The following is a 25,836-nucleotide window of genomic DNA, read 5'->3' on the forward strand; positions in this document are numbered from 1 at the left end:
TCCACCTTTCCTTCCAACTAAGCAAACAACCCAATAAATGGCAGCAGAAGACCCAGAAACTACCAGCGTCGCATCCGAAGTCGCTGACACGACCTCCGAATTCCTCGGCGTCGACCTCAACGCAATCGGAGAAAAGATCACCGAAACCGTTTCCCTCTACGGACTCAGCATCCTCGCCGCTATCGTCATCTTCGTGGTGGGTCGCTTCATAGCGAACCTAGCCACCAAGGGACTCCGCGGCGTCATGGAGCGGCGAAACATCGACCCCTCCTTGGTCGGCTTCGCCACCGGACTGACCCACGCCCTCCTGATGACCTTCGTCATCATCGCAGCCCTCAGCCGTATCGGCATCCAGACCACCTCCCTCGTGGCCATCATCGGCGCCGCCGGCCTCGCCGTCGGTCTCGCCCTGCAAGGCTCCCTCTCCAACTTCGCCGCCGGCGTGCTCATCATCATCTTCAAGCCCTACCGCGTGGGCGACTACGTCGTTGCCAGCGGAGCCGAAGGCGTAGTCGAAGACATCGGCATCTTCACCACCACCGTGGTCACCCTCGACCACCGCACCCAAATCATTCCCAACTCGGTCGCCACCAGCGGAGTCATCGAAAACTATACCACAAAGGGTATCCGCAGACTGGATATCGTGCCCGGCGTCAGCTACGGCGACGACATCCGCAAGGTTAAGAAGGTGCTCGAGGAAATCATCGCAGCCGAACCGCGCGTGCTGGCCGAGCCCAAGCCCTTCGTTGGCGTAGCCGAAATGGCCGACAGCTCCGTGAACTTCGCCTTCCGCCCCTGGGTAAAGGTCGAAGACTACTGGGACCTCTTCTTCCAATTCAACGAGCAGATCAAGATCCGCTTCGACGAAGAAGACATCACCATCCCCTTCCCGCAACGCGACGTTCACCTCTTCCAGCAAAAGTAGGCGAAGCTCCAAGCGCAGCAAACTTTCGCAACGACGCGGACGCGGGCCATCGCCCCGTCCGCGTTTCTTTTGCCCCCTAGAAATGGAGCAGGGACGATCCTTCGAACTAATGGCTAGGTTCGCGCCAACTAATACCTCCCTTTCAAAAGAAACAAAAAAGCGAAGCCACCCGTCCTCTCGAGGGAACACACAACCATTAGACACCATGAAAATCACCCCGACAAAACTACTCGCCACGATCGCCCTACTCGCTGCAACAGTCATGGCAACAGCCAAGGAACTCGACATCACCGCAGACGACAGCATGAAGTTCAATCTCGCTGAACTGCATACCGACGCCGGGCAAGAAACGACCATCATCTTCACTAACCTCGGAAAACTGCCCAAGGCCGCCATGGGACACAACTTCGTCCTCCTCAAGCCGGGCACCGACCTCGCAGCCTTCGGCAACGCAGCGGTTGCCGCTGCCGCCAACGAATACATTCCGACCCAACCCGAACTCGCATCACAAGTCGTCGCCCACACAAAAGTGCTCGGCCCTGGAGAAAAGGATTCGATCCGAATCACCCTGGCCGAACCGGGCTCCTATCCCTATATCTGCTCATTCCCGGGGCACTGGGCACTCATGAAGGGCGTCCTCGTCGTGAAATAGCCCACCCACTTGGACTCGCTCCAAACAACCGCTCTTGCAGTAGATGCCGCCCTGTTCAGTCTCATATGGATAGTGCAGACGGTAGTGTATCCAAGTTTCGTACACATCGAAGCCGCCTCCTTCAAGAGCTGGCACAGAGGCTACACCCAACGCATGGGCTACATCGTCGCCCCTCTGATGATTGCCCAATTGGGGCTTAGCCTCAGTCTCCTAGCGAGCCAAAGCAGTTTTCAAAACGGACTCCACGCCTGCGGGGCGGCAGCCACTTGGCTCGTGACCTTCCTCGTTTCCGTCCCCCTACATCGGCACTTGGAACGCCAAGGAAATCAGCAAAATACGATACGAAAACTCGTCCTTAGCAACTGGATACGTACAACCCTTTGGACCCTTCTCTTCGCTCAAAGCCTCGTCCGCCACTATCAAGCATGAGCCCTCACCCCGCTTTCTCGCAGACCGGCCACCGCCCCTGGCCCCTCCCCAAGCGCCCCTGGCTTCTCCAACAGATATGGCACGACCTCCTCTTCTTGCATTGGGAAATCGACGTCACCGCCCTCCGCCCCACCATCCCCGCCAATCTCGAAATCGACACCTATGACGGACGAGCTTGGCTAGCCGTCGTCCCCTTCTCCATGAAAGGCGTCGCCCCCAGAGGCTTCCCCAAGCCACGATCCTTCTGCGACTTTCCGGAAATAAACGTCCGCACCTACGTCATAAAGGACGGGAAGCCGGGAGTCTGGTTCTTCAGTCTAGACGTCCCGCATCGCCTACCCGTCTGGATCGCCCGCGCCTTCTTCCACCTCCCCTACTTTCTCGCAGACATGGACGTGCAAAACGCGAACGGCCAGACACGCTACCGCTCTACCCGCAACGACCGGGCTTTCTCCGCGACCTACCATCCTCTCGATACCGGAACAGCCAGTCCAGGCAGCTTCGAGCACTGGGCCACTGAACGCTACTGCTTCTACGCCCAAAGCGGAGCCGGCCATCTCTACCGGGCGGACGTCCAACACCCCAAGTGGCCCCTTCAAAGGGCCGCATGCGAGATCCATAAAAACCGAATGCTCGACGCCTTCCCGATCGGGGAACAGCACTCGAGCATTCTCTTCAGCAAAAGCCTTTCCGTGGTAGCTTGGATACCGCAACGGATCGGCTAATGTATTCTCTTTCCAACTACTAGAGGTAGCTGCAAACGTATTGGCAGGTATCCGCCACCTCGATGGTGAATCCAGAGTTCGCGCCGACTTCGAAGTAGGAACCTGCCTCGTAAGTCTTCGATTCCGATTCTCCGTCCAAGGTCACCACGCAGGAGCCGCTGGGAATATCCATGCGCTCAGCGGCCACCGTGTCGAAGTGGAACTTGCCGCCCAAGATGACGCCCAAGGTTTTCTTGGCGCCCTCAGCGGTCACGATTGTGTGGGAGACGACCTTTCCGTCGAAATAGATGTTTGCTTCGGCAATTGCAGTTACGTTTTCAAATTGCATCCGGCCTGCATCACGCATCGTCCCGCCTTTGGCAAGGAAGAACGCGCAACATCCGCCCGACAAACGAAAAGGCGGCTCGCGCCTATAACGAGCCGCCCATAACGGGTGGGGTGAACAAGAAAACAATTCTACCTCATTCTTATGCCTGACTCAACTTCAGGGCCCGGACCTTGCGGATGTTGAACTGCATCAACACCGAACAGATCAAGGCGAAGACGAAGAAGCCGGCGAAAATCTGCAGCGTCTGCTCGTAGCTGCCCGTGCTCTCGCGAACCCGAGCCGCGATCAACGGCCCCACCAGTCCGGCCGCGGCCCACGCGGTAAGGATGTTGCCGTAGATTGCCGAAAGTTTTTTCGTACCAAAGACGTCGCCAATAAAGGCGGGAGTCGAAGAAAAGCCGCCCCCGTAGCAACTTACGATCAGGAAAACCAATGCCTGGAAAGCCAGGAAATTCGTCGTCTTCGGCAGCGCGAAAAACGCCACCAACTGGATACAAAAGAATGCCGTGTAAGTCAGCGGCCGGCCGATGACGTCCGAAAGCGAGGCCCAAGCGATGCGACCCAATCCATTGAAAAGCCCCATCAATCCTACCATCGCGGCCGCAGCAGCTGGAGTCAGCCCCGCGATTTCCTGCGACATGGGAGAAGCCACCGAGATGACCGCGATTCCACAGGTGATGTTGATGAACAGCATAACCCACAGATAATAGAAACGCAGGGTTCCCAACGCCTCCAAAGAGTCGAGTTCCGCCAGATCTTCGGTTCGCTTCGATCCGCCCGCCGATTGCCCGTCGCGCATGCCTTTCGGCACCCAACCCTCCGGAGGATTCTCCAAGTACTGGGCCGCGGCCATCATGATCACGAAATAGCAAATGGCCAAAACATAGAAAGAGCTGGCGACGCCTACCGCTACCAAAAGTAGCTGAATCAGGCTACTCGCTAGCAAAGCGCCGAAACCAAAGCCCATAACGGCCAGGCCCGTCGCCAAGCCCCGCCGATCCGGAAACCAGCGAACCAAAGTCGCAACCGGACAGATGTAGCCCATACCGAGACCTATTCCGGCGATAGCTCCGTATCCAAGATAGAATACAAGAATCTCACCGGTCGAAACGCCTAGACCTGCCACAGCCAGCCCCGCTCCGTAGAAAACGGCCGAAAGCATCCCGCTTTTCCGCGGTCCCATGCGCTCTACCGCGGGACCTAGAAAAGCTGCAGACAGACCTAAAAACAGAATTGCGATACTGAAGGCCCAGGCCGTCTGGGACGTCTCCCAACCGAGTTCTACTAGCAAAGGTTTCTTGAATACGCTGTACGCGTAGATCGCTCCGATCGAAACGTGCACACCAACGCCCGACGCCGCGATCAACCAACGATTCTTAACTTTTTTCATCTTCAAAGAGGTGGCTCAAATTCTCCTGTCACGTCGATTACCTAGATCGCGGTCACTCCATGGCGGGCGAAAATCGAACGAGCTCGTTCGACCTCGTCAGCGGTCGGTTCCTTCGTATCCGCTAGCTTATACGGCATGCCCAGTTGCGCGTACTTGCTCTCGCCCATCTTGTGGAATGGGAGGATCTCCACTTTGGCGACATTCCCTAAACCGGAAACGAAACGGGCCAGCCCGTCGATATTGTCTTCCGCGTCATTGAGGCCCGGTACCAGCACGAATCGTATCCAAACCTCAATACCGAGCGAATCAAGGCGCTCTGCGAACGCAAGCGTCGGACTCAGATCCACGGCTGTCACTGTCTTGTAGGTCACTGGGTCATAGCTCTTGATATCGAGCAAGACGAGATCAACGTGCTCGAGCAAAGCGTCTGTCGCCTTGTATCCAAGAAAGCCTGAAGTATCGAGCGCAGTATGCAGCCCCTGCTCCTTAGCTCCCCGAAAGATCGCGTGAACGAAGTCGGCTTGCATCAGCGGCTCGCCGCCGCTGATGGTAAGTCCGCCACGTTTAATGAAGTTCTTGTACTTGACGATATCCGCCAAGGCCTCCCCTGCAGTCGACACCTTGCCCGCAGGCTTTCCCTGGGCATCTGGATTATGGCAGTACTGGCAGCGAAGTGGACAACCGTGCAAAAAGAGCACATAGCGCAACCCCGGCCCGTCCACCGTTCCACATGTCTCCACGGAGTGGATATGCCCCTGCGTTTGAAGTATCTCCTCGGTGGATAGCTGTACCTCTGGATCTGCGAGTACGGTTGACATAGGACTGTCCTCCTCACGTCCGATAGGACAGCTCATAGGAGTTCGTGGAACGTCCGATTAATCACGTCGAGCTGCTGCTCGCGAGTGAGTTTAATGAAGTTCACCGCGTATCCAGAAACCCGGATCGTCAGCTGCGGATACTTCTCTGGATGGTCCATCGCATCGAGCAGCGTTTCCTTTTCGAAAACGTTCACGTTGATGTGGTGGCCCTGCTCCGCGAAGTAGCCGTCGAGCAAGTTACCGAGGTTCGCCACGCGATCCGCTTCCGTCTTCCCAAGCGCCTTCGGCACGATGGAGAAGGTATAGGAAATGCCGTCCTGCGAATGCTCGTACGGGAGCTTGGCAACCGAGGCCATGGAAGCGACCGCCCCCTTGGTGTCGCGCCCATGCATGGGATTCGCTCCCGGCGCGAAGGGCTCGCCTGCCTTGCGGCCGTCCGGCGTGTTGCCAGTCTTTTGGCCGTACACCACGTTGGAGGTGATGGTCAGCACCGATTGAGTGGGAACGGAGTTCCGGTAGGTCGGCTGGGCCCGGACCTTGTCCATGAAGGTTTCGACGAGCTGGTTGGCGATGGAGTCAACCGCGTCGTCGTTGTTGCCGTACTTAGGATAGTCGCCGATGACCTCGTAGTCGACCGCGATGCCAGCTTCGTTGCGGATCACCTTCACCTTCGCATGCTTCACTGCGGAAAAGGAGTCGGCCGCCACGGAGAGTCCCGCGATGCCGCAAGCCATGGTCCGGAAAACGACGCGATCGTGCAGCGCCATCATAATGTTTTCCGGAGAATACTTGTCGTGCATGTAGTGGATGATGTTGAGAGCCTTGACGTAAGTCTTGGCGAGCCAGTCCATCATCTTGTCGAAACGCTCCACCAGGTCGTCGTACTCGAGGTACTCGCCCGTGAAGGGTTCGCTGGCGGGAGCTACTTGCTTGCCGCTCTTTTCGTCAACGCCACCGTTGATCGAATAGAGGATGGCCTTCGCTAGGTTTGCCCGAGCTCCGAAAAACTGCATCTGCTTGCCGATCCGCATCGCGGAAACACAGCAGGCAATGCCGTAGTCGTCTCCCCAATACGGACGCATCAGGTCGTCGTTCTCGTATTGGATGGAGCTAGTCTCGATTGAAACCTTGGAGCAGTAGTCCTTAAAGCCTTGCGGCAAGCTTTCCGACCAAAGTACAGTGAGGTTCGGCTCTGGCGCCGGACCGAGATTGTAGAGCGTTTGCAGCACGCGGAAGCTGCTCTTGGTAACCAGCGGACGACCGTCCTCGCCCATGCCGCCGATGCTTTCGGTCACCCACGTCGGGTCGCCCGAAAACAGGGCATCGTAGTCCGTAGTGCGGATGAAACGCACGATCCGCATCTTCATGACCAAGTGGTCGATGATCTCCTGAGCCTCCTCTTCGTTGAGCGTGCCTTCCGCGAAATCGCGTTCGAAATAGATGTCGAAGAAGCTCGCCGTACGCCCGAAGGACATGGCCGCCCCATTCTGGTCCTTCACCGCGCCGAGGTAGGCGAAGTACGTCCACTGGACCGCTTCCCGAGCGTTTTGCGCCGGCTTGGAAATGTCGAAGCCGTAGGCAGACGCCATGGTCTTGAGATCCTTCAGGGCCTGAATCTGATTCTGGATCTCCTCGCGCTCCCGTACCCAGTCCTCGTTGAAGTCTTCGCTGTCAGAAGATTTGAATACGGAAACCTTGTCCGCGATCAAACGGTCTACGCCGTAGAGCGCCACCCGGCGATAGTCGCCGATGATCCGTCCTCGGCCATAGCCGTCGGGAAGGCCGGTGACGATGCCCGCGCTCCGCGCCTTGCGGATTTCATCAGTGTAGCAAGCAAACACCCCATCGTTGTGCGTCTTGCGATGCTTTTGGAAAATCTCCAACGTACCGGGATCCATCTCGCGGCCATGGGCCTGCAGAGCCTTCTGGGCGATACGGTAGCCGCCGTAGGGAAGCAAGGCCCGCTTCAAAGGCTTATCGGTCTGTACGCCAACGACCTGCTCAAGCTCCTTGTTGATGTATCCAGCTCCGTGCGACGCAACCGTACCGACTACCTTGTCGTCCGCATCGAGCACTCCGCCCGCTTGGCGCTCCGCTTCGAGCAATACCTTCAAGTCCTCCCAAAGCTTCTCCGTGCGAGCGGTCGGCCCGGACAGGAAAGAGTAATCCTCCGTGTAGGGCTTGTAGTTGGCCTGGATGAAGCCGCGAACGTCAATGTCCGCTTGCCAGTCGCCCGGCTGAAATCCCCTCCAAGGATGTGAGCCGGATGCGTCCGCGTTTTCGGTTTCGGGTTCCTGTTTTTCGATGATAGGCACTGCAACTTGTCTCCTGATAGCAAAACGACGCCCTAAGCGCAGAGCGTACGTTGTTTACTGCATTAACTCAATTTATACGGAGACAGTTTCAGAAACATTCAGCCTAATCGACGATAAACTTACCTTTAGGTGTTTAATTACGATTTCTTATCACTTGCAGCGCGTTTTCGAATAATACGGCCCGCCCGGCGGCGGAACTAGCGGGCCACGGCTTCCTTGCGGAGCGAGCGTTCGACGAAGAACGGGGCCAGGGGAACGAGAGAGGCCACGAAGAAGAGAGCCACTCGCTTAAGCCTCCAGCCGAGCTTGAGCGTGGCCAGGGCCAGGAAGAGCAAGTAGAGCATGAAAAGCAGCCCATGGATCCAGCCCACGTAGGTCACCGCTCCGGGCATGTCCGCGAAGTACTTCAAGGGCATCGCGATACCGAACAAAATAACGGTGGAAACGCCTTCCCAGAAGGCGACCCGACAGAACCATTGCAGGACGGACTCGTTGTTCATGGCCCCCACAAAACCGGAGCGGCGCCGCTTGGCAAGCACACTCGACTCTCTAGCTCCATACGGCTCCTTCTACCATCGCGCGGGAACGGCCAGCCCTCCTTCGGACAGCTAGCGAAGCGCCTTTTCCGCTCGCCCAAAGCCGCCCAAGTTTCGCGCGTTCACGTAGCCCGCCGCCCTCAGTTGGCTCACCGCCGCAGCGGACCGCGCCCCGCTGGCGCAGTGGCAAAGCAGCACCGTATCCTTGTCCGGATACCGTTCGCTCACCCCGCGCGCCACTCCATTGAGCGGAACGTTTACCGCCCCCTCGAGGGAGCCGGAGGCAAACTCCTGCGAGCTGCGCACGTCGAGAAGCACCGCTCCCTTGTCCAAATAGGTTCGCGCTTCTTCGATCGAGATTTGACCGCGACGCCTCAACAACAGAAGCGCCGCCACCACCACCACGAAAACGATCCACAGGTAGTCGTTCATCGAACGCCCCTAGCAACCTTCGTCCAAGATCTCGATGCGGTCTTCCTTGTTCGGGACCATGCAGAGAAACTCGAAACCGGTTTCCGCATCCGCCTTGTACCAGTGCGGCACTCCTTGAGGGATGAAGACCACGTCGCCTTCCTTCACCTGGTAGACCTCATCGCCGATGCCTACTGCGGCGCCGCCCTTTAGCACGTACTGCTCGTGCTCGACGGTGTTGGTGTGACGCGGCATGCCGCCGCCCGGCTTCATTACAAACTTTCGCAAAGCGAAATGAGGCGCGTCGCCGGGCCCGATCAGCACCGAACGGCTCGTTCCCTCTCCCGCGCCCACCGGCTCGAGAGCGAAAGATTCGGAACTCTTAACAATAACTTGGTTTTTCGGATTCATGGTTCGCAACAAGGACTTGATAGCTGAGAGAGCCCGAGCCTGCAGCGACTCGGCGTCCCACACAACGCTCAATACGCGCGAAACGGATCACAGCATGCAAAGACCGCGAAAGCGTCCCCCTCGCAGTTCCGCCTTTCCCTTACCGCCAAAGAACCGCGTCGTCGTCGGTCGCCGGAACGGTTTTACCGCGCTTCGCGAAGTCCAGCCCAGCGCTTTCCATAGGCGCGGTCCGTACCCGATTTTTAACTACATGGGACGTATCCGCTTTCGCGACAGCCGCAGAACCTCCCTTTCCCAGACGACGCTCAACCTGATCGAGCGCTCCCATCAGGCGATTGGAGAGAACATTCAGCTCGCCGGAATCCGCTTCCGTCCTCTCGGCATTGGAGGCTGCCAGCTGGGTTACCTTGTCGATCTCCCCCATCGCCTGCGAAATCTGCTCGATACCGCTGCTCTGCTCCGAAGAAGATTCCACAATATCGGCCACCAAGCGGTCCACCTCGCAGGTTCGCTTGAAAATATCCTTGAGACGCTCCGCCACCGACTGGCTGATCTCGCTTCCACGCTCGCTGCTGGCAACCGCGTCCTGCACCTGCTTCGCCGTCTCTTGCGCCGCCTTGGCGCTTCGCTGGGCAAGATTCCGAACCTCGTCCGCCACCACTGCGAAACCCGTACCCGCTTCGCCAGCCCGAGCGGCTTCGACCGCCGCGTTGAGAGCCAAGATGTTCGTCTGGAAGGCGATCTCGTCGATGGTCTTCAAAATGGTAGCGATGCTACCGCTGGAGTGGCGGATGTCGTCCATCGCATTCGTCAAAGTTTCCACCTCGGCCGCACCTTGTTCGGATATGCTTCGAGCTCGCGAGGCATGCTCGTTCGCTTCCTTCGCGTTGTGAGCGTTGCCCCGAGTCGAGGCTGCGAGCTGCTCGAGCGAAGCGCTCGTCTCCTCGATCGAAGCGGCTTGGCGGCTAGCGCCCGAGGCCAACTCCCGCGCAGACCGGCTCAACTGCCCCGTCTGGCTCTCCACCGAAGTCGCGATCTCGCTGAGGTACTCGGAAATAATGCCCTGCGCTCCTACGAAACTGCGATACCGCCCAGATATGAACACGGAAGGCACCCCAATCAGCACCACGAAAACCGCGTGCAGAACGACCACGCCAAACCCGGCGTCGTAGTTGAAGACGCTTTCCGGCAGGATAAAAAAGAAGGCGATATGATGCAGCGCCGTCGTCGTCGCCGCCGCGATGATCGCAGAGCGCGAGCCCAGACCGATCAAGACCGCCAAGGACACGAATACATGGAAATGCATCTCGATCATTCCCCGGCTCAGATGGATCAGCAGGGCCGAAAGCGAGGTGGAGGCGATGCCAATCGAAATCGGCACCAACAAGGAACGTGGGCTCGCCCATAAAAGAGCGACCGGTCCCGCGCAAATCGCCACCGTCAAAAGCCCCGCCAGCACGACGCCCGTTTCAAAGTAGAGCCCCATGCCTAGCATCACCGGCAAGTGGGCCACCAAGGCGCCTACCGCGAGCTTATGAACTCGATCATCAAACTTGGCTTCAATTTCAGTCTCTTTGGTCATCATTAAAAATGGGTTATCTCTACTTCAGTCCGAACGGGTCCAAAATAGATTTCAGTCTCTCGGAAGTCGGACAGCCATAGACCGGCCGACTCAAAACCAAGCCGCCCGCCGCAAGACGGTCCGCCGTGCTCAAATCTAGAAATCCGTTGCCGCCACGAAACGCGGATGCGAAATACGCCCCGCTGTAGGACGGTTCCTCTGCGCCCCGCGCCACTTGGAAGAACGGCACTCCTTCCGCCCCGGAAACCGAGCAAAGCTGCTCCGCCTCCACTTCGGACACCGAAAATCCCGCCGCTTCCAAACGGCTGGCGAAAGTCTCGCCACCCCCTACCAAAATTACTTCCTCGGAATAGTCCGACGACACGCCACGCTCCACCAAGTAGTCCATGACGCTGCGGGAACAGGCGCAGTCCTCCGCCACCACATGCACCAGCGACCAATCGTCCCCAACCGCGGAAGCCGCCCGCAAGGACTGTTGAGCAACCGGTAAAACCGCCTGATGGGCCGCCGAAAAAAGCCCCAGCGGGATCGAAATAGATGCCGCCCAAAGAGAAAAGCCCCCCATCAACAACGCCTTGCGACGCATTTTCGAGGAGCCCAACCTAGCGGAGCCTTCACAGGCCATATCCTTGGGGAGCATTTCTGTCATCTACTCCTATATACATCGGCAACCCCAGCCTCCCCTGAATCCATAACCTGTTCAGCAATATTGCGACTTCCATGCCCCAACATTACTCAGATTTCTCTACCCTAAACAGAAACCCGACAGGATTCCCCTAGATTGACCTCCCCTATCGAAGTAGTTCAAAAAGCGTTCCCGCGATCGCTGCATGATGTCTCTTTGTTCACCATTGGTTCAAAGGGTGCAACCAGTCCCCAAAGGACCTGGAAATCCCCACCGGAAAACAATCTGTTCGACGCGCAACAATCCCTCCCGCTAAGGTCTAATCATCACGTGAAAAAGACAGCCACCCTCATCGCCTGCGCCTTCCTGACGCTGCTCCCCCACACCCTTTCAGCCAAGAAGAAGGACAAGGACCCCGTCGAGAGCACCAACCTCGCCGTCTACCTCCTCAAGCAGCTCAACGAACGCGAGCAGGAAGCCTACGCCCGCTACGAGTCAGCCGTCGCCGAAGAAGACGTCGACCAAGTGCGCCGCGAACTCCAGTCCATCATCGACGGCTACGAGCGCCTCATCGCCGACTCCCCCAACTACGCCCCCGCCTACACCTCCTTCGGGCTCATGCTCAACCGCACCGGAAACCGCGACGAGTCCAACGCCATGTTCCTCAAGTCCGATCAACTCGACCCCATGCAGCCCGTGGTTAAAAACCAGCTGGGCAACTACATGGCCGAAGAAGGCAAGTACACCGAGGCCTACGGCTTCTACATGCTCGCCCGCGATCTCGCCCCCGAAGAGCCGCTCTACCACCTGCAACTCGGCAACCTGCTCGTCGCCTACCGCAAGTACTACCTCGCCGACGGACTCTTCGCCCCCGAAGAAATCGACGACCAAATCATCAAGCATTTCCGCTCCGCCACCCGTCGCGCCCCCAAGGACATCTCCTACAAAATGCGCTACGCCCAAGCCTTCTTCGACATCGAAAACCCGAATTGGGAAACGGCCCTCGGCGTCTGGCAAGAGCTCTACAAGGCCGCCGGCTCCGAATACGAACAACAAGTCGTGCGACTCTACACCGCCCGCGTCCGCTTCGAGCTCGGCCACCACACCGCCGCCCGCAAGCTCATCGCCCAGCTAGACCACCCCAGCCTCGACGAATCCAAGCAAACCTTGCTCGACGAGATCAACGCCAAGTATCCACAATAAGGATACCTCAGCTTCCGAACCGAGCGTTCACGCCCCAGCTAGGATCGCATCTGGGCCACGAAGGCGTTCGCTTCGTCGATCGAAGCCTCCATCTGCTTGATCAAGACCTCCACCTCTTCGCGCAAGGCCAAGGAAGTCTTGTTCAAGGCCGCAATGGCCTGAGCATTCAAGTTGTGCTTCAAGAACAGCACCTGGTCGCGAAAGGCATTCAGCACCGGATCCATTTTCGCCGCGGCGCTATCCATCGCCTGTATCAAGTTTTTGGATAGCTCCCGCGTCGATTCCAGCTGACCCGCGCTCACCGCTCGCAGCTCCCGGCTCGTATACTGCTCCAGCTCCCCTTCCCACTCCTTGAAAAGAGCCTTCGAAACCTCGTCTATCGCCTCGATCCGGCTTCGCACCGCTTTCGCCTTTGCCTCGCTCGCATCGAAAGCCGCCTGCAAACGATCGTAAACTGCCTTCAGCTCTCCCACGTCCACTTCCGAAACCGCCAAAAATTCCTCGAAGGCGCTCTCGAATTGCTCCTTCGCTTCCTCCTGCGCCTCCCGCGCCTCCTCCACGCGGTCCACCAGGATGTCCCGCTTGTGCACGCCAAACTTCTCCATGGCTCCGTAGTAGGCGCTCTGGCAGGAGCACAAAACCAGGCAACAGGCGGTCAACAGCAGCGGCAATGATTTCATGCTCCACCCCTAGGGACACACAGCCCGCTTCGCAATCTCCAATCCCCGCTCCCGCTCCAAGAGCCAAAAATCCAACCCCCTGCAGCTAGATCTCCCGGGCCTTCTCCTCGATCGCCAAGCGATAGATAGCCTCCAGGCGATCTCCCACGTTCTGCAGGTCATGCGTCGCCGCCGTATCCAGCGAGGCCTGCCGCATGCGAGCGTGCAGCTCCCGATCCTCCATCAAGCGCGTCATTCGCTCCGCCATCTCCCGCACGTCGTCCGGCTCGAAAATCAAGCCGTTCACCCCGTCGTCCACCAGCTCGGGAATCCCCTTCGCCCGCGGCCCCACCAAGGGCAAGCCGAAGGCCAAAGCCTCCAAAATGCTGACCGGCTGGTTCTCCGTCTTGCTGGCCGTCACGAAAACGTCCCCGAGCAGCGGATAGTTCTGCTTCATCAAAACGTCGCGCTCGATGCGTCCCGTGCGCACCACCGAGTCGCCAATGCCCAAGGCCTCTATCTTGGCGTCTACCGCCTCGTCCCCCGGACCGTTGCCGATCAGGACGAACTTGGCTTTCGGGTTCGCCTCCAAGGTCAAGGCAAAGGCCTCCAGGGCCACCTCCAGAGACTTCTCCGGCGAGACGCGTCCGATATAGATGAACGCGAAGTCCTCGATCCCCAACGACTTCCGAAACGCCGCGATCTCCTCCGGAGCCCGCAGCGTCATCCGCTCGATCCCGTTCGATAGCACCGTAGCCGGACGAAACATGCCCCGCGAAACCAAGTGGTCCCGCACCGATTTCGACGGACTCACGATCTGGTTGCAGCGATTGAAAAAGCCTACCGAGTACTTCCACATCAACTTCTGCGTCCAGCCAAAGGCCGGCAGGTAAAACTGCCGCAGGTAATCCGGCTCCGCGAAAAAGGTATGGAAAGTGCCCACGATCGGCACGTCCTTCCAGCGAGCCAGCAGCATCCCTTCCAGCCCGCAGCCAAACTCCGTGTGCACATGCACCACGTCCGGCGGATCCTCCCGCAGGCGCCGGTAGGAGTAGAGGAACAAGGGCATCGACCAGCGCAGCTTGGGAATGTTGAAAGTCGGCACCGAAAACGGCAGACCGTACACGCTCACGCTCGGATCCAAGCCGGGAATCGTCTCGAAGGAATCCGCCTTGCTAGCCCGCGGATGGAAAATGCTCACGCTGTGACCCCGCCGCGCCATCTCGTTCGCCTGGTTGTAAACCGCTGAACTGACGCCAGATATGTAAGGCAGGAAACTATCTGTAAAAAGGCAAATTCTCATGTGTGACCACGGCGTTCTCCAGCGGAGGGGCTCCGGAAAACAAAGTCGCAAAATCTGCCACCACCCGAAAAACCCGGCAAGCTCCGAATCCTGCCGGGCTCCGCAGCCAGGCTTCCGCCCCCTCAAGCGTACGCCACAAACAAGGTGCCTACGCTCTCTCCTGCCACTAAGGCCAAGCTCTTCTGGCTCGCCGCGAGAGCCGCATCCACCGCTGCGAAGAAGCCCTGCTGCTCCTTCCCCAGCTTCTTGCCGAACAGGAACTCCTTCACCTCCCCCTGGTTCCTGCGAACGCCTTCGAAGATCTCCGACTCCCGCAAATCGAGGAACGGATTTCCTCCGTTCGCATCGAAATTGAAGACCAGGCCAAAGCCGGTATCCACCGTCCCCTGCCCGACCTGGGACGCGCTCAGGTCCAGCGACTCCCGCAAAACCCCGCGCAAGGCGGACCCCATCGAAGAACGCAAGGTTTTCCGCATGGCCTTGGCCGAAGCGGAGCCTCCCAACTCCTCGCCGAAAAATTCCTGCAGCCGCTCCTTCAAGGCCCCGAAGCGCTTCTCGATGGACTGGCTGGCGCTGCGCACCTTTCCCGGGGACTTGCCCGGACGGCTCACCCCGCTTGCCGGGCCGCTCAATTCCCCAGGCTTGAAGGAGCCCACCTCGATGCCAAACGCGGCAAAGAAGCCGCTCGTGCCCTCCGCCAAGCTAAACGAGTTCTGCGCCTCCTCCGCCGTGAAGACGATCCGGCTCCCCGTGTAAGCCGCCCTCACCCCTAATTGGGCCTCGTTGACGGAGTCGAGGATGTCGGACAGGGAATCCACGCTCGTATCGATGCTGAACTCCTGCCCCTCCACGTAAAAGGTCCCCGAGCTCAGGCCCGACAGCGCTCCCACAGTATCGATCGCAGCCAAAAACTCGTTGTCCTCCCCATCCACCTGGGCTGCCCCCGACAGCTTGCTCGCCGCCAAGAACCCGGAACTGTCGCCCGAAAGCACGATGTTTCCGGCTGCCCCGACCGTCTTATGGGTCAAAACCACCTCGTCGCTCCCCGCGTCAAAGGCAGCCGACACCCCCGCAGCCGACGCCGTTATCCGCTCGAGCACCTCCCGGATGCTGTCGCTGGCGTTCACCGCAATGCTCACCCCATTCACCTCGAAGGAACCGTCCACCACCCGCTCGCCCAAATCGAAATTCGCGTCGTCTCCGCCTCGGCCGTTCATGGGCTCGTCGATCGCTGCCGACCCCGCGACCGAATGGGCCACCCCCAAGTCGAAAGAATCCCCCAGCTCCAACGAACCGGCGGAAAACGATACGGTCAGCCCGTTCCCCAGAGCCATCTCCGTGTCCGGAACCGATTCCTCCGTAAACTGGAGGGTATCGAGCAATTCCCCTGCCCCGTCCCGCACCTCCAGCTCCAAGTCGGCCGGCAAGAGGCCCAAGGCCCCGGTGTTGGGCCCGCCCACGTTCCCCGCCTTCGTGACCGTGAAGCTCAAAGTATCGTTGCCGGAACTGCCATCGTAGGCTCCGCCAATCGTCGCTTGCGAAGTCGAAGCTCCCTCGAAAGCCGGCGAGGGAGTCGCATGGGACGTGTTCAAGCCGGATTCCGTGTTGACCTCCTCCCGCGAACGCAGCGTCGCCGCAGCCGCAGCCGTCGAAATCGATAAAACGTCCGACGACGCTACCTGAGCAGCGCTCTTCCCTCCGCGGCCAGCCAACTTCACCTCCGCCCGCATCGCCTCCTCCATATTCGACACCTCCTTGCGCAAGCGCCAAACCTGCGACAAGAGCTCGCGATAGCCGTCCGTCCCCTCGGACTTGTGCCCGCTCGACCCCATCCGACTCTGATAGGAAGTCGGCGCATAACGGATAGTCGCGTTCGAAAAGGAAACAGATGAAACCATGGCAAAAGGCCCAGGCCCGCCCGCGGACCTGGATTTCCTCCTCAACGTCGCCGCCCGCATTCCCCTCAGTCCTTCACCCCAGACAAACTGACATTTTCGAGATAAACCCCTCCGCCTTAGAGAATGGAACTCAATCACCCCACGCCCCAAACGAAGGCATTCCCCCTAGACTACCCACAGACCCCGGAGCCGGACCTCTAGGCAAGCCCACCCTCCACGCCCCCGCGCTGCCCAAGGCTGCCTAAGCGCCTGCGCCGCTCAAACTCCCATCTCCTCCGCAATTCAGCCTTCACCCAACCCGCCTCAACCCTCACTCTCGTTACATGCCCGATCCAAGAATCGTCGCTATCCGCGAATCCCTCACCACCCACATCCACGGCAAGCCCGCTGCCATCGACTCAGTCATCACCTGCCTCGTCGCAGGCGGCCATGTCCTCATCGAAGACGTCCCCGGCGTCGGAAAAACCACCCTCGCCTACGCCCTCTCCCGTGCCCTGCACAGCGCCTTCAACCGCATCCAATTCACCTCCGACCTCATCCCCTCCGACATCATCGGAGTCTCCATCTACCAAAAGCCGGAAAACCGCTTCGTCTTCCACCCCGGCCCCATCTTCGCCAACGTCGTCCTCGCCGACGAAATCAACCGTTCCTCCCCCAAGTCCCAATCCGCCCTCCTCGAAGCCATGGAGCGCGGGCTCGTCACCGTCGACGGAGAATCCTACCCCATCGAGCGACCCTTCATCGTCATCGCCACCCAAAACCCCGTCGACTTCGAAAGCACCTTCCCCCTCCCCAACGCCCAGCTCGACCGCTTTCTCATGCGCATCTCCATGGGCTACCCCGACGAACAATCCGAAAAGCAAATGCTGCGCTCCGGCGCCCTCCACTACGACGACATCGACATCGCCCCCGTAGTCGAAAAACAAGACATCGCCGACCTCCAGGCCCTCGCCAAAGAGATCTTCATCGAAGACTCCACCTACGACTACATCCACGACATCGTCACCAAAACCCGCAACCACCACGCCGTCGAAGTCGGAGTCAGCCCCCGCGGAGCCCTCGCCTTCAAGACCGCCATCCAAGCCGCCGCCCTCGTCGACGGCCGCGACTACGTCACCCCCGACGACATCCGCCGCCTCGCCAAGCCCTGCCTCGCCCACCGCCTCCGGCTCCACGAACGGCACGGCTTCGACCTCGACTGGCACGCCGCCGCCGACCTCATCGGCGAAATCCTGACCGAGATCCCCCAACCCCACCAAAAAGACTAACCCCCGAACCGAGCGCCGCGCTCCGTGTCCCACCCCACAATCCGCCACGCTCCTCACCACTTAACAAAATGTCCCCCGCCCCTGCGCCCAGCATCACCGTCGCCCCCGAAGACTCCGGGCGGGTCGTGCTGCGCCTCGGCATCCTCGCCCTCGTCGCCTACCTCCTCCTGCAAATCGATTTACTCGCCCTCGCCGCCTGCTCCCTACTCGCCGTCTACGCCTCCTCATCGCGCCTGGCCCGCGCCTCCCTCTCCGGCCTGCGGCTCACCCTCTCCACCAAGCAACTGCGAGCCCGCTGCGGCGAACCCGTTGACGCCCGCCTCTACCTCAAGAACCAAAACCGCATCCTCCCTATCTACTACCCTAGCGTCACCGTTCGCGAAAAAAACACCCGCCGCGCCCAAACCTTCCAATTCCAAGGCCTCGTCTACCCCCAACAAGAAGTATCCCTCAGCATCGACCCCACCCTCGGAGTCCGAGGACTCCGGCACCTCGAAGCCCTCGCCCCACGCTCCCACTTCCCCTTCGCCCTCCACCTCGCCCAATCCAAGGCCCGATCGACCTCCCCCGAAATCATCGCCTGGCCACGCCCCTCTCCCCTCGACGTAGATTCCCTCCTCAACGACCCGCCCCGCTTCCGCTTCGAAACCTCCGGCGAGCAATCCATCCACTCCCAAACCATCGAAGCCGCCCGCATCCGCGATTACCATCCAGGCGACCCCAAATCTCGCATCAACTGGAAGCTCTCCGCCAAGCTCGACAAGCTCACCATCATCGAACCCCGCGACGAACGACAGGAACGCTACGAGCTCCACCTCGAAACCTCCAAGGAACTCTGGCCAAGCGAGCTAGCCTTCGAACGCATGCTCCGCCTCGTCACCACCCTCGTATCCGAACTTTCACGACGCAAAGTCATACAAGGGATCACCCTCGACCACACCCACTACCCTCTCACCAGCAACCGCGAGCTCATCCGCTTCTACGACGCCCTCGCCACCTCAGCTCCCAGCCCCAGAACGCCCGACCTTCCTATCCCTCCGCGACGCTTCCATCTCTGGATCCTTCCCGCCCCCAATTCCCAAATCCTCCTCGCCCCCCAATCCGCTCCCCTATTCGAAAAGGAGGCAAGCAAATGACGCCTCCCAACAACAAGCTCTGGCGCCGCCCCGACATAAACCTAAGCTACTGGCTCGCTCTCAGCTCAGCCCTAATCGCCTTCTCTATCGTATCCGAAAAGCTGCTACTCGCCGCTTTCGTCGGGCTCGGAGCCATCGCCCTTTCCGCCTTATCCCCCAATATTCCCAAACGCCTGCGCTACGCCGCCCAAGCAAGCTTCACCCTCGTCGCCTACTTCGCCGCCCTCCTCCCCCTCTGGCCCGAACCGTATTCAGCCTACTACTACACGCCCGTCGCTCTGGTGCTCGGCGTCGCCCTCGTGGCCGCCCTCAACCACTACAGCTACGGCGGCAGCCGCGGCGTCACCAGCATCGCAGCCATCGCCTTCCTTCTCTTCATCCGGAACATCGTACTCTACTTCCACTTCGAAGCCCCCCTAGAGGAACTGGGCTTCAGCCTCGCCTTCGTCGGCCTCATGGAGATCGCCCTCTCGCCCCGCTTCCGCAACAGCGAGGACCACCCGCACCCCGAGCTGATCTTCGGCCTTCTCCTCGCCCTCGTGGCCAGCTTCCGCTTCACCTCCCTCAGCCTCGGCATCGTCCTCTCCACCCTCCCCATCCTCGCCTTCCTCATCCGCAACCACGAACTCGCGAAAATCCCCAACGAACAAGTCAAACCCGCCACCCTGCTCAGCCCACCGTCCCGGCCGCGCCGCAAGCAGCTCACCACCTGCCTCCTATCCGCGACCCCTCTCCTCCTCGCCGCGCTCCTCTACCTAGCCACCCTGCAAGTCCCCTTCTGGGGCGACTTCCTACCCCGCGACGCCCCCTACCTCGCCCAATCCATCGCCCAAAAAGCCAGCGTCCTTTCCCAAGCCTCGAACCTGGACGACGAAGCCCTAAGCGAAGCCGCAGGCAAGATCGTCGATCCCCAATTCTTCAAGCAAAAGGCCGAGCAAATCGCCCAAAGCTGGAAATCCACCCCTCGCGAGGACTCGCCCCTCCCAGACGAAAGACAAGACCGCCCTACCGCAACCGAGCAAAGCTCCGCCACCCCGCAACGCCAGGCCCGCCCCTACGACCCCGACAACTACGAATACCGACTCGGCCCCTTCGCCCGCAACCGAGCCGGCGACTCCAGCTCCCGCGTTCCCTCCCCCGCCACGCCTGGCAACATCGCTTCCCAGTTTCCCCGCCTGTCCGAACCGGGCCCCCGCTCCGAAAGCGGCCGAAGCTTCGACCCCAGCAACCCGCCCACCCCTGCCGGCCTCAATCCCGGCATCCCCGACGGAATCGGCTACGGCGACGCCCTCCCCGACGAATTCGCCACTCCCGACTCCGCCAGCAACTTCGATCTCGCCTCCAGCTCCGAAACAAGCCCCGACCCCGGCGCCTCCCCCGCTTCCCCAACCGAAGACTTCGAGCAATTTCTCGACGCCTTCGAGCAACCGGAAAAAGCCATCACCCAAGCCCTCAACCTCGAAGGCAGCGACGTATCCGCCCTCCTCAACGAAGAAGCCCTCGCCATCGTCAAGCTCGACTCTACCCGTGCCGCCCCAAGGCGCCTCTACCTTCGTAGCAACGTACTGGATACAGTCGACCGATTCGGTCTCGGAGCCATCCGCGGCCAAGACGGACGCGTCACAATCCCCGTCGACCCCCAAAGCCCCCTCGTCCTACGCAGCTTTCGCCAAAGCAAAAGCGAAGCGAGCTCCCTCACCATAACCGCAGACCGCAGACGCAGCGCCACCCTCCCGCTTCCCGAATCCTTCGGACGGATCCAAGTCTACGAAGAAACCACCCTCAACATCTACCCCGAAGAACGCGTCGCCATCGCCCCACGCTCCCCCGAGCCGCTCACCTACCGCGTCTTCGAAGCCGACCTCGAAGTCACCGACCGCGACCGAACAAAGGCAAGCGCCAGCGAAGCCTATCGCCAACGCATGCTCGAAATCCCGCTCCGCGAAGAGGATCGCAACTATCTCGAAAAGCTAGCCAAACGCGTGGGCGGCAGCCGCTCGCCCACCCGCCAGTTCGCGTATCGGTTCGGCAACTACTTCGCAAATCGACACCCCTACTCCTACTTCGTCGACATTCCCCCCGGCCCCGGCCATGCCGTCGTCCGCTGGCTCGAAAACAAAAGCCCCGGCCTCTGCTCCAACTACGCCGCCGCCTTCGTTCTGCTCGCCAGAAGCCGGGGAATCCCCGCCCGCGTCGTCGGCGGTTTCGCTTCCGACGAATTCGACAGCAAGGAACTACGCTTCATCATGCGCCAGCGCAACGCCCACGCCTGGGTCGAATACCTCGACGAATCCAATCAATGGATACGCTTCGACCCGACCCCCGGAATAAGCGAAGCCGAAATTCGCCGCGCCGAACAATACGTAAACGACCGAAACCCGCAGAGCCTCCGACAGCTCCTGCTCAGCGAAAAGCGAGCAAGCCAAGCCGTCGACCCCGAAACGCCTGAAGAAGACGCCCTCGCTTCGCCCTACGAAACAGCCCCAGCAGCTCCTCCCGCGGCCTCAACTCCCTCGCTCCCCGAAAGGAACGCCCAGGATCCCGTGTCCGCACCGCGCCCCAGCCCCAGCCTCGTCCAGTCCGCCCTTTCCCAAGACGCCCCGCCATCCCCGTCCGACTCCATCCCTCCCTCCTCCACGAAATCCACCCTCACGTCCCCCAAATCCGAACCACGTGTCGCGCCGCCACCGGAAACTCCCCTTTCGCAGGCCAACGACGCCTTAAGCGCAACTCCACCAGCAAGCGCCGAAAAACAAGACCCACCCTGGCTCGCATTGCTCGCCATCCTCGCTATCGTAATTCCCGGCATCGCCTACCTCATGCGCTTCAAGAAACCACAGGCCGCGACTCCCGAACTCCAGCTCCGCCACCAAGCAGGGCGCCTTCTCGCTCAGCTCGACCAGCTCCTGCAAGAGCACGAGCTATCCCAGGACCCCATCTGGATCGAGACCCGCCAATCCCTTTCCCAACAACGCTACGGCCGCGAAACCAGCCCCCTCATGGTCCAAGACCTCGCCGTAAAAGTAGCCCTACTGGCCAAGCGAAAGAAAAAGTAGAACCGCTTCTACAATCCGCAGCGCCCGCCACCCCGCGTTCTTTTCCCGCTTTTTAGTGAATAGAGGGCGCAGCGCCATCGTCTCTTGTTCACTAGGCTCCGCGTCGAAACGCAGCCCCCATGCGAACACGCGACGAGACCAGCCTCACCCACCCTAAAGAGACAGCAAGGCCCACAAAAAACGGAACCCATCGAACCATGCACACACCCGCTCAGCACCGCATTCTCGCCACCCCTAAAGCCTTCCTAGTCTTCGCCTTAGCCGCCCTGCTCCTGCCCCTCCCCTACAGCGCCCTGGAAGCCGGCGGGAAATCCCGCGAAACCCAAGGCAAGTCCAACACTTCCCAAAGCTCCACTTCCCGCGCCCCCCAACGCCGCCCCCAAGCGCGCCCCACTCCACCTCCGACTCCACCCCCTTCGAACAACAACAGCCGCAATTCCAACCGCAGCAGTTCCAGCTCCACCCGCTCCAGTTCCAACAGCTCGAACGATTCCCACCGTCGCGCCCAACCCGCCCCACGCCCAACGCCTCCCCGCCCCCAGAGCCCCTCCCGCTCCAGCAGCCAAGCCACTCGCACTCCCCCGCCCACTCGCAGCGCCCCCACCGTCAGCCAGCCTCGTGTCAGCCAACCACGCGTCAGCCAACCACGCGTCAGCCAACGAACCACGCCCCCCGTCCGAAGCGCCCCCGAAGTTCGCGCCACGCCGAGCCGCACCACGCCGCAACAGCGGCGCGTCTCCACCGCCACCACAAACAACAACACCCATCGGACTCCACAAAACCGAGCCTCGGCTAGCCGGACCCAAGAACCCCGCAGCACGACCACGACCCGAACCACCACCGTCCAACGGACCCAACCTCGCACTGCCCCCACCCTTACCGTTCCCCGCAACGTGGCCACCCAAACCCGCGTCGGCCCCCAACGCAGCGAAAGCCGGGCCGAATCCGATTCCACCCGCTCCCGCCGGGAAACCGTATCCTCCGCCTCCCGAGGCAATCGCGACTCGCAAAACCGCAACTCCCGCAGCGCCAATTCCCCCAATATCGCCTCCCAATCCCGCAACCAAAGCATCGATTCCACCCGCACCCGTACCCAAACAGTCAATACGACACGCGCTGCCGCCACGCGGACTTCCACTCGCGACCACGTCCAGAGCAGCCACATCGGTCCGCAAAGGAATGAAAGGACCAATCGCTCCAGCCGCCCGCAAACCGTCGAAAAAAGCTACCATGAAAATCGCGACGTAGCCCGCACCGTCTATATCGACCGACGCCGCTCCACCCAGACCACCGTTGCCCAGCGACGCGAACGCGAACGGCAGCAAGCCCTCCGCAATGTAGAAAGCAAAAGCGATTCCCACGACCACAAGCACGACCACCAGCGAACCGCCGCCCATCCCAAGACCACCCTCAAGCAACAACTGCAAGAGCGCAACAAACACGAGCGCACCGATACCCATCCCCGCAACGATCGCCACGGCAACCACACCACGCGCCATCACCACGTAGACAAGCACCACCACCGCCACGGAGCCGGTTGCGGACACCATTTCTACGACAACCGTTGGCACGACTTCCCCCGCGCCCACCGCCATCACGACGGCTGCGGACACCACTTCCACTCCGGAGCCTGGATCTCCTTCTCCATCGGCCACGTCCACGGAATCGGCTGCGGCCACTTCTACGACAACGGGGTCTGGCTCACCTACTCCGGCAGCCGCCACCGCCACCACATCGGCTGCGGGCACTACTACTACGACGGCTTCTGGCACAACACCTCCTGCTACCACATCCACGGTCCCGGCTGCGGGCACTACTATTACGATAACCGCTGGCACGACTTCCCCCACACCCACGTGCACACCGACCACTGCGAACACATGTACGACGGAGGGCGCTGGCTCATCGTCAGCTCCGACAAACACGTACACAGTTCAAACTGCGGCCACTACCAATTCTCCGGTCGTTGGCACGCGTACCCAAGAAGCTACTACACCATGAACCGGCCCGACAGTCTCTACTTCTTCGTCGACCTCGGAGACTACCGCAACCGCAACATCCCCGACTGGGCCTACCAAGAGTACCTCGACCGCGGTGCCCCCACCGACATCTTCCGCTCCAGCAATACCCTCGCCAAAGCCTACGCCGCCTTCGCCAAAGGGAGCTACTACGAGTCGCTGGTACAATTCAAGCGAGCCAGCCAGAGCGAGCCCAAAAACGCGCTCATTCACCTCGCCCGCGCTCAAGCTCAGATCGCAGTCAAGGACTACCGCTCCGCCTTCGACGACATCGTACGCGGCATGGACCTCTTCCCCGAATGGGCCGACGCCTACGTCAACCTGAGCGAGATCTACTCACGCTCCGAAGATCTCGAGCGACACACCCAACAACTCGAGCAGTGGGTGGAACGCTATCCCCGCGACTTCAAGGCCCACTTCGTCCTCGGCTACTTCTACTACTTCCACCAAGAGTACGACGCCGCCAAAACGGAGCTCCTCTACGCGCTCTCCTGGGACGACGATCTCGCAGCCGCCCACATCCTCATGGACAAGATCCTAGAATTCGAAGCCGAATCCGAAGTCCTAACCATCGAGGAAGAAGCATCCCCCGAAGAAGCCCCCACCCTCACCACCGAATAATCCCCCCCCGTAGCGCGGAGCTTCCGAGGCCACCCTCATTGTCCACAGGCATGGCCGCAAACGCGAAAGCCCGATCCCACATTGCAGGATCCCGTAGCGCGGAGCTTTAGCCCGCGACCGCATTGCAGGATCCCACAACGCTGTCACCCAGAGAGACGTAGTCCAAAACTCCAAGGCTGTTCGCGACACCCCGCATCGCCACAAAAACTTGCCACACGCCGCAAGCCGCAGCCCTTCAAAATACCCCTCACCTTTCCCCACAGCTACTCCCCAGCTTCTGGCGATGCCCTCAAAAAGCAAAAGCAACCTCCAGTGGTCTGACCACTCCTTATAGTGGTCAGACCACTTTACAATCAACTCAACCTCACAAATCCTCCTTGCCTCCTCAGGCAACGCTCCCCCCAACAAAAGCCTCCCACCATCTATGCCCCCTCCTTGCTCGGCCCCTCAAGAGCTTCCCGGTGAGCATCGATCCGCTGAACTTCCGTCTCCAAAAACTGTATACGCTTCTCCGCCACTTCCTTTTCCGAATCCGGCAGCCCGCTCAAACCTTTCTCGAGCTCAACCCTTTCCTTCACAAGCTGATCGCGCTGAAACACCAAGCGCTCCACCGTTTCCGCCTCTTCCGCCTTGTCGAAGATCCGCTGCTCCGGCACGTCCTCCGGCGGCTTGTTAGCGACTGGAATCGGCGCAGACTTGGGCATGATCTGCTGTCCATCCTTCAATGGCCGCTGCATCATCGCGCTGGGCGACAGGATCTCGATCCCCGCATTGTGCAACGTATTCAAAACATTGATATGCAGCTGTGAACGACGGCTCACCAAATGCTTTACTTCTACCAAAAGCCCCGCCACCCGATAAACCACCGAAAAGTCGCCCAGCTCCATCACGCGCACAAAGGGATCCTCCAAGCCCGTGCTGCGAGCCGCCTCCAACAGCAAGGGCTCCACCGTCGCCTGATGCACGTCATAGCCCAAGGAAACGCTGGCTGAGATGATCGTCCCGGAGCTGCGCACCACCGTCACCGGATTCGTCACCAGGTATAGGTTCGGCAAAGTCGTCAGATCCCGATCCTCCGTCTGGATCTCCGTGTGGAAAAGCCCCCGCGCGGAGACGCGGCCAAAGGTATCGCCCACCCGTACGAAATCCCCCGAGCGAAAAGACCCGATCGAACGAATCATCAAACCGCCCATCGCATTCGCCACGAAAGTCGTGGAAGACAAGCCGATGATCCCCGTCATCACCAAACCGAACAAGCCCAACAGCTGATCCTTAGTGCCGTTGTCCAAGGGAAGGGCAATGATGACCGCCACCAGAGCAAACGCCGTCATCACCAGCATCACGATAGGACGCGTGAAATTGTCGTGCTTCCCAAACTTGGCCTCCCGCTTCGTGAAGTACCAGCGCGTCCCCAACAAAATGCCCGCCACCACGCTCAACGTGATCAACAAGGGCAAAAAGCTCGGAAAGGACTCAACAATTTCGGCAGGATCGGGCATCCACCAAAACAAATCCGATCCGGGGCTC

Annotated in this window: 22 protein-coding genes; 9 read left to right on the forward strand and 13 right to left on the reverse strand. The window is 60.2% G+C overall.

Annotated features, from left to right (window positions below; all coding sequences use genetic code 11):
- Positions 1-37: 37 nt before the first annotated feature.
- The 4 genes from QEH57_RS18490 to QEH57_RS18505 all read left to right on the forward strand — a co-directional run bounded on the left by QEH57_RS18490 (position 38) and on the right by QEH57_RS18505 (position 2,731).
- Complete coding sequence (locus QEH57_RS18490; RefSeq protein ID WP_309008260.1) at positions 38-925, forward strand: mechanosensitive ion channel domain-containing protein; 888 nt, start codon at positions 38-40, stop codon at positions 923-925.
- Positions 926-1,130: 205 nt separating this feature from the next.
- Complete coding sequence (locus QEH57_RS18495; protein ID WP_309008261.1) at positions 1,131-1,577, forward strand: plastocyanin/azurin family copper-binding protein; 447 nt, start codon at positions 1,131-1,133, stop codon at positions 1,575-1,577.
- A gap of 9 nt (positions 1,578-1,586) precedes the next feature.
- Entirely contained in the window at positions 1,587-2,006 is a 420-nt protein-coding gene (locus QEH57_RS18500) for a hypothetical protein (protein ID WP_309008262.1), read from the forward strand.
- Entirely contained in the window at positions 2,003-2,731 is a 729-nt protein-coding gene (locus tag QEH57_RS18505) for a DUF2071 domain-containing protein (RefSeq protein ID WP_309008263.1), read from the forward strand. Before QEH57_RS18500 ends, QEH57_RS18505 begins: the two co-directional genes overlap by 4 nt.
- A 19-nt stretch (positions 2,732-2,750) precedes the next feature.
- On the opposite strand, the gene QEH57_RS18510 is transcribed toward QEH57_RS18505, so the two are convergent.
- The 9 genes from QEH57_RS18510 to QEH57_RS18550 form a co-directional block, all read right to left on the reverse strand.
- On the reverse strand, positions 2,751-3,059 hold the full coding sequence (locus QEH57_RS18510; protein ID WP_309008264.1) for a pyrimidine/purine nucleoside phosphorylase: 309 nt from the start codon (positions 3,057-3,059) through the stop codon (positions 2,751-2,753).
- Between the two features lie 139 nt (positions 3,060-3,198).
- On the reverse strand, positions 3,199-4,449 hold the full coding sequence (locus tag QEH57_RS18515; protein ID WP_309008265.1) for an OFA family MFS transporter: 1,251 nt from the start codon (positions 4,447-4,449) through the stop codon (positions 3,199-3,201).
- Between the two features lie 41 nt (positions 4,450-4,490).
- Positions 4,491-5,267 (reverse strand): pyruvate formate-lyase-activating protein, encoded by a 777-nt coding sequence (gene pflA, locus QEH57_RS18520; RefSeq protein ID WP_309008266.1) that lies wholly within the window; start codon positions 5,265-5,267, stop codon positions 4,491-4,493.
- 32 nt (positions 5,268-5,299) lie between these two features.
- Positions 5,300-7,576 carry a formate C-acetyltransferase gene (pflB, locus tag QEH57_RS18525; protein WP_343224813.1) on the reverse strand — a complete coding sequence of 759 codons (2,277 nt, stop codon included), beginning with the start codon at positions 7,574-7,576 and terminating at the stop codon, positions 5,300-5,302.
- 203 nt (positions 7,577-7,779) lie between these two features.
- The gene (locus QEH57_RS18530) at positions 7,780-8,082 is read right to left on the reverse strand and encodes a DUF3817 domain-containing protein (protein WP_309008268.1); all 303 of its coding nucleotides are present in this window, start codon (positions 8,080-8,082) and stop codon (positions 7,780-7,782) included.
- 108 nt (positions 8,083-8,190) lie between these two features.
- Positions 8,191-8,550, reverse strand: a complete 360-nt coding sequence (locus tag QEH57_RS18535) for a rhodanese-like domain-containing protein (protein WP_309008269.1) — start codon at positions 8,548-8,550, stop codon at positions 8,191-8,193.
- 9 nt (positions 8,551-8,559) lie between these two features.
- Positions 8,560-8,940, reverse strand: coding sequence for a cupin domain-containing protein (locus QEH57_RS18540; protein ID WP_309008270.1), 381 nt, complete (start codon positions 8,938-8,940; stop codon positions 8,560-8,562).
- A 139-nt stretch (positions 8,941-9,079) separates the two neighbouring features.
- Positions 9,080-10,525, reverse strand: a complete 1,446-nt coding sequence (locus tag QEH57_RS18545) for a methyl-accepting chemotaxis protein (protein ID WP_309008271.1) — start codon at positions 10,523-10,525, stop codon at positions 9,080-9,082.
- 16 nt (positions 10,526-10,541) lie between these two features.
- Entirely contained in the window at positions 10,542-11,171 is a 630-nt protein-coding gene (locus QEH57_RS18550) for a hypothetical protein (RefSeq protein ID WP_309008272.1), read from the reverse strand.
- 306 nt (positions 11,172-11,477) lie between these two features.
- Here QEH57_RS18550 and QEH57_RS18555 point away from each other — a divergent pair, with 306 nt between their 5' ends.
- Positions 11,478-12,350: a hypothetical protein gene (locus QEH57_RS18555; RefSeq protein ID WP_309008273.1), complete on the forward strand. Its 873-nt coding sequence runs from the start codon at positions 11,478-11,480 to the stop codon at positions 12,348-12,350.
- Positions 12,351-12,388: 38 nt separating this feature from the next.
- On the opposite strand, the gene QEH57_RS18560 is transcribed toward QEH57_RS18555, so the two are convergent.
- The 3 genes from QEH57_RS18560 to QEH57_RS18570 form a co-directional block, all read right to left on the reverse strand.
- Positions 12,389-13,030 carry a DUF2959 family protein gene (locus tag QEH57_RS18560; RefSeq protein WP_309008274.1) on the reverse strand — a complete coding sequence of 214 codons (642 nt, stop codon included), beginning with the start codon at positions 13,028-13,030 and terminating at the stop codon, positions 12,389-12,391.
- Positions 13,031-13,115: 85 nt separating this feature from the next.
- Positions 13,116-14,312 carry a glycosyltransferase gene (locus QEH57_RS18565; RefSeq protein WP_309008275.1) on the reverse strand — a complete coding sequence of 399 codons (1,197 nt, stop codon included), beginning with the start codon at positions 14,310-14,312 and terminating at the stop codon, positions 13,116-13,118.
- Between the two features lie 122 nt (positions 14,313-14,434).
- Positions 14,435-16,210 carry a hypothetical protein gene (locus tag QEH57_RS18570; RefSeq protein WP_309008276.1) on the reverse strand — a complete coding sequence of 592 codons (1,776 nt, stop codon included), beginning with the start codon at positions 16,208-16,210 and terminating at the stop codon, positions 14,435-14,437.
- A 323-nt stretch (positions 16,211-16,533) separates the two neighbouring features.
- On the opposite strand from QEH57_RS18570, the gene QEH57_RS18575 reads away from it, so the two are divergent.
- The 4 genes from QEH57_RS18575 (at position 16,534) to QEH57_RS18590 (ending at position 24,309) form a co-directional block, all read left to right on the forward strand.
- Complete coding sequence (locus tag QEH57_RS18575) at positions 16,534-17,478, forward strand: MoxR family ATPase (protein WP_309008277.1); 945 nt, start codon at positions 16,534-16,536, stop codon at positions 17,476-17,478.
- Between the two features lie 68 nt (positions 17,479-17,546).
- Entirely contained in the window at positions 17,547-18,614 is a 1,068-nt protein-coding gene (locus QEH57_RS18580; protein ID WP_309008278.1) for a DUF58 domain-containing protein, read from the forward strand.
- On the forward strand, positions 18,611-21,670 hold the full coding sequence (locus tag QEH57_RS18585) for a transglutaminase domain-containing protein (RefSeq protein WP_309008279.1): 3,060 nt from the start codon (positions 18,611-18,613) through the stop codon (positions 21,668-21,670). The genes QEH57_RS18580 and QEH57_RS18585 overlap by 4 nt, the downstream gene beginning before the upstream one ends.
- Before the next feature lie 197 nt (positions 21,671-21,867).
- Complete coding sequence (locus tag QEH57_RS18590) at positions 21,868-24,309, forward strand: hypothetical protein (RefSeq protein ID WP_309008280.1); 2,442 nt, start codon at positions 21,868-21,870, stop codon at positions 24,307-24,309.
- 422 nt (positions 24,310-24,731) lie between these two features.
- Here QEH57_RS18590 and QEH57_RS18595 read toward each other — a convergent pair whose 3' ends face one another.
- On the reverse strand, positions 24,732-25,808 hold the full coding sequence (locus tag QEH57_RS18595) for a mechanosensitive ion channel family protein (protein WP_309008281.1): 1,077 nt from the start codon (positions 25,806-25,808) through the stop codon (positions 24,732-24,734).
- Positions 25,809-25,836 lie beyond the last annotated feature (28 nt).

It is taken from the genome of Pelagicoccus sp. SDUM812005, from assembly GCF_031127875.1.
Lineage (GTDB): Bacteria > Verrucomicrobiota > Verrucomicrobiia > Opitutales > Opitutaceae > Pelagicoccus.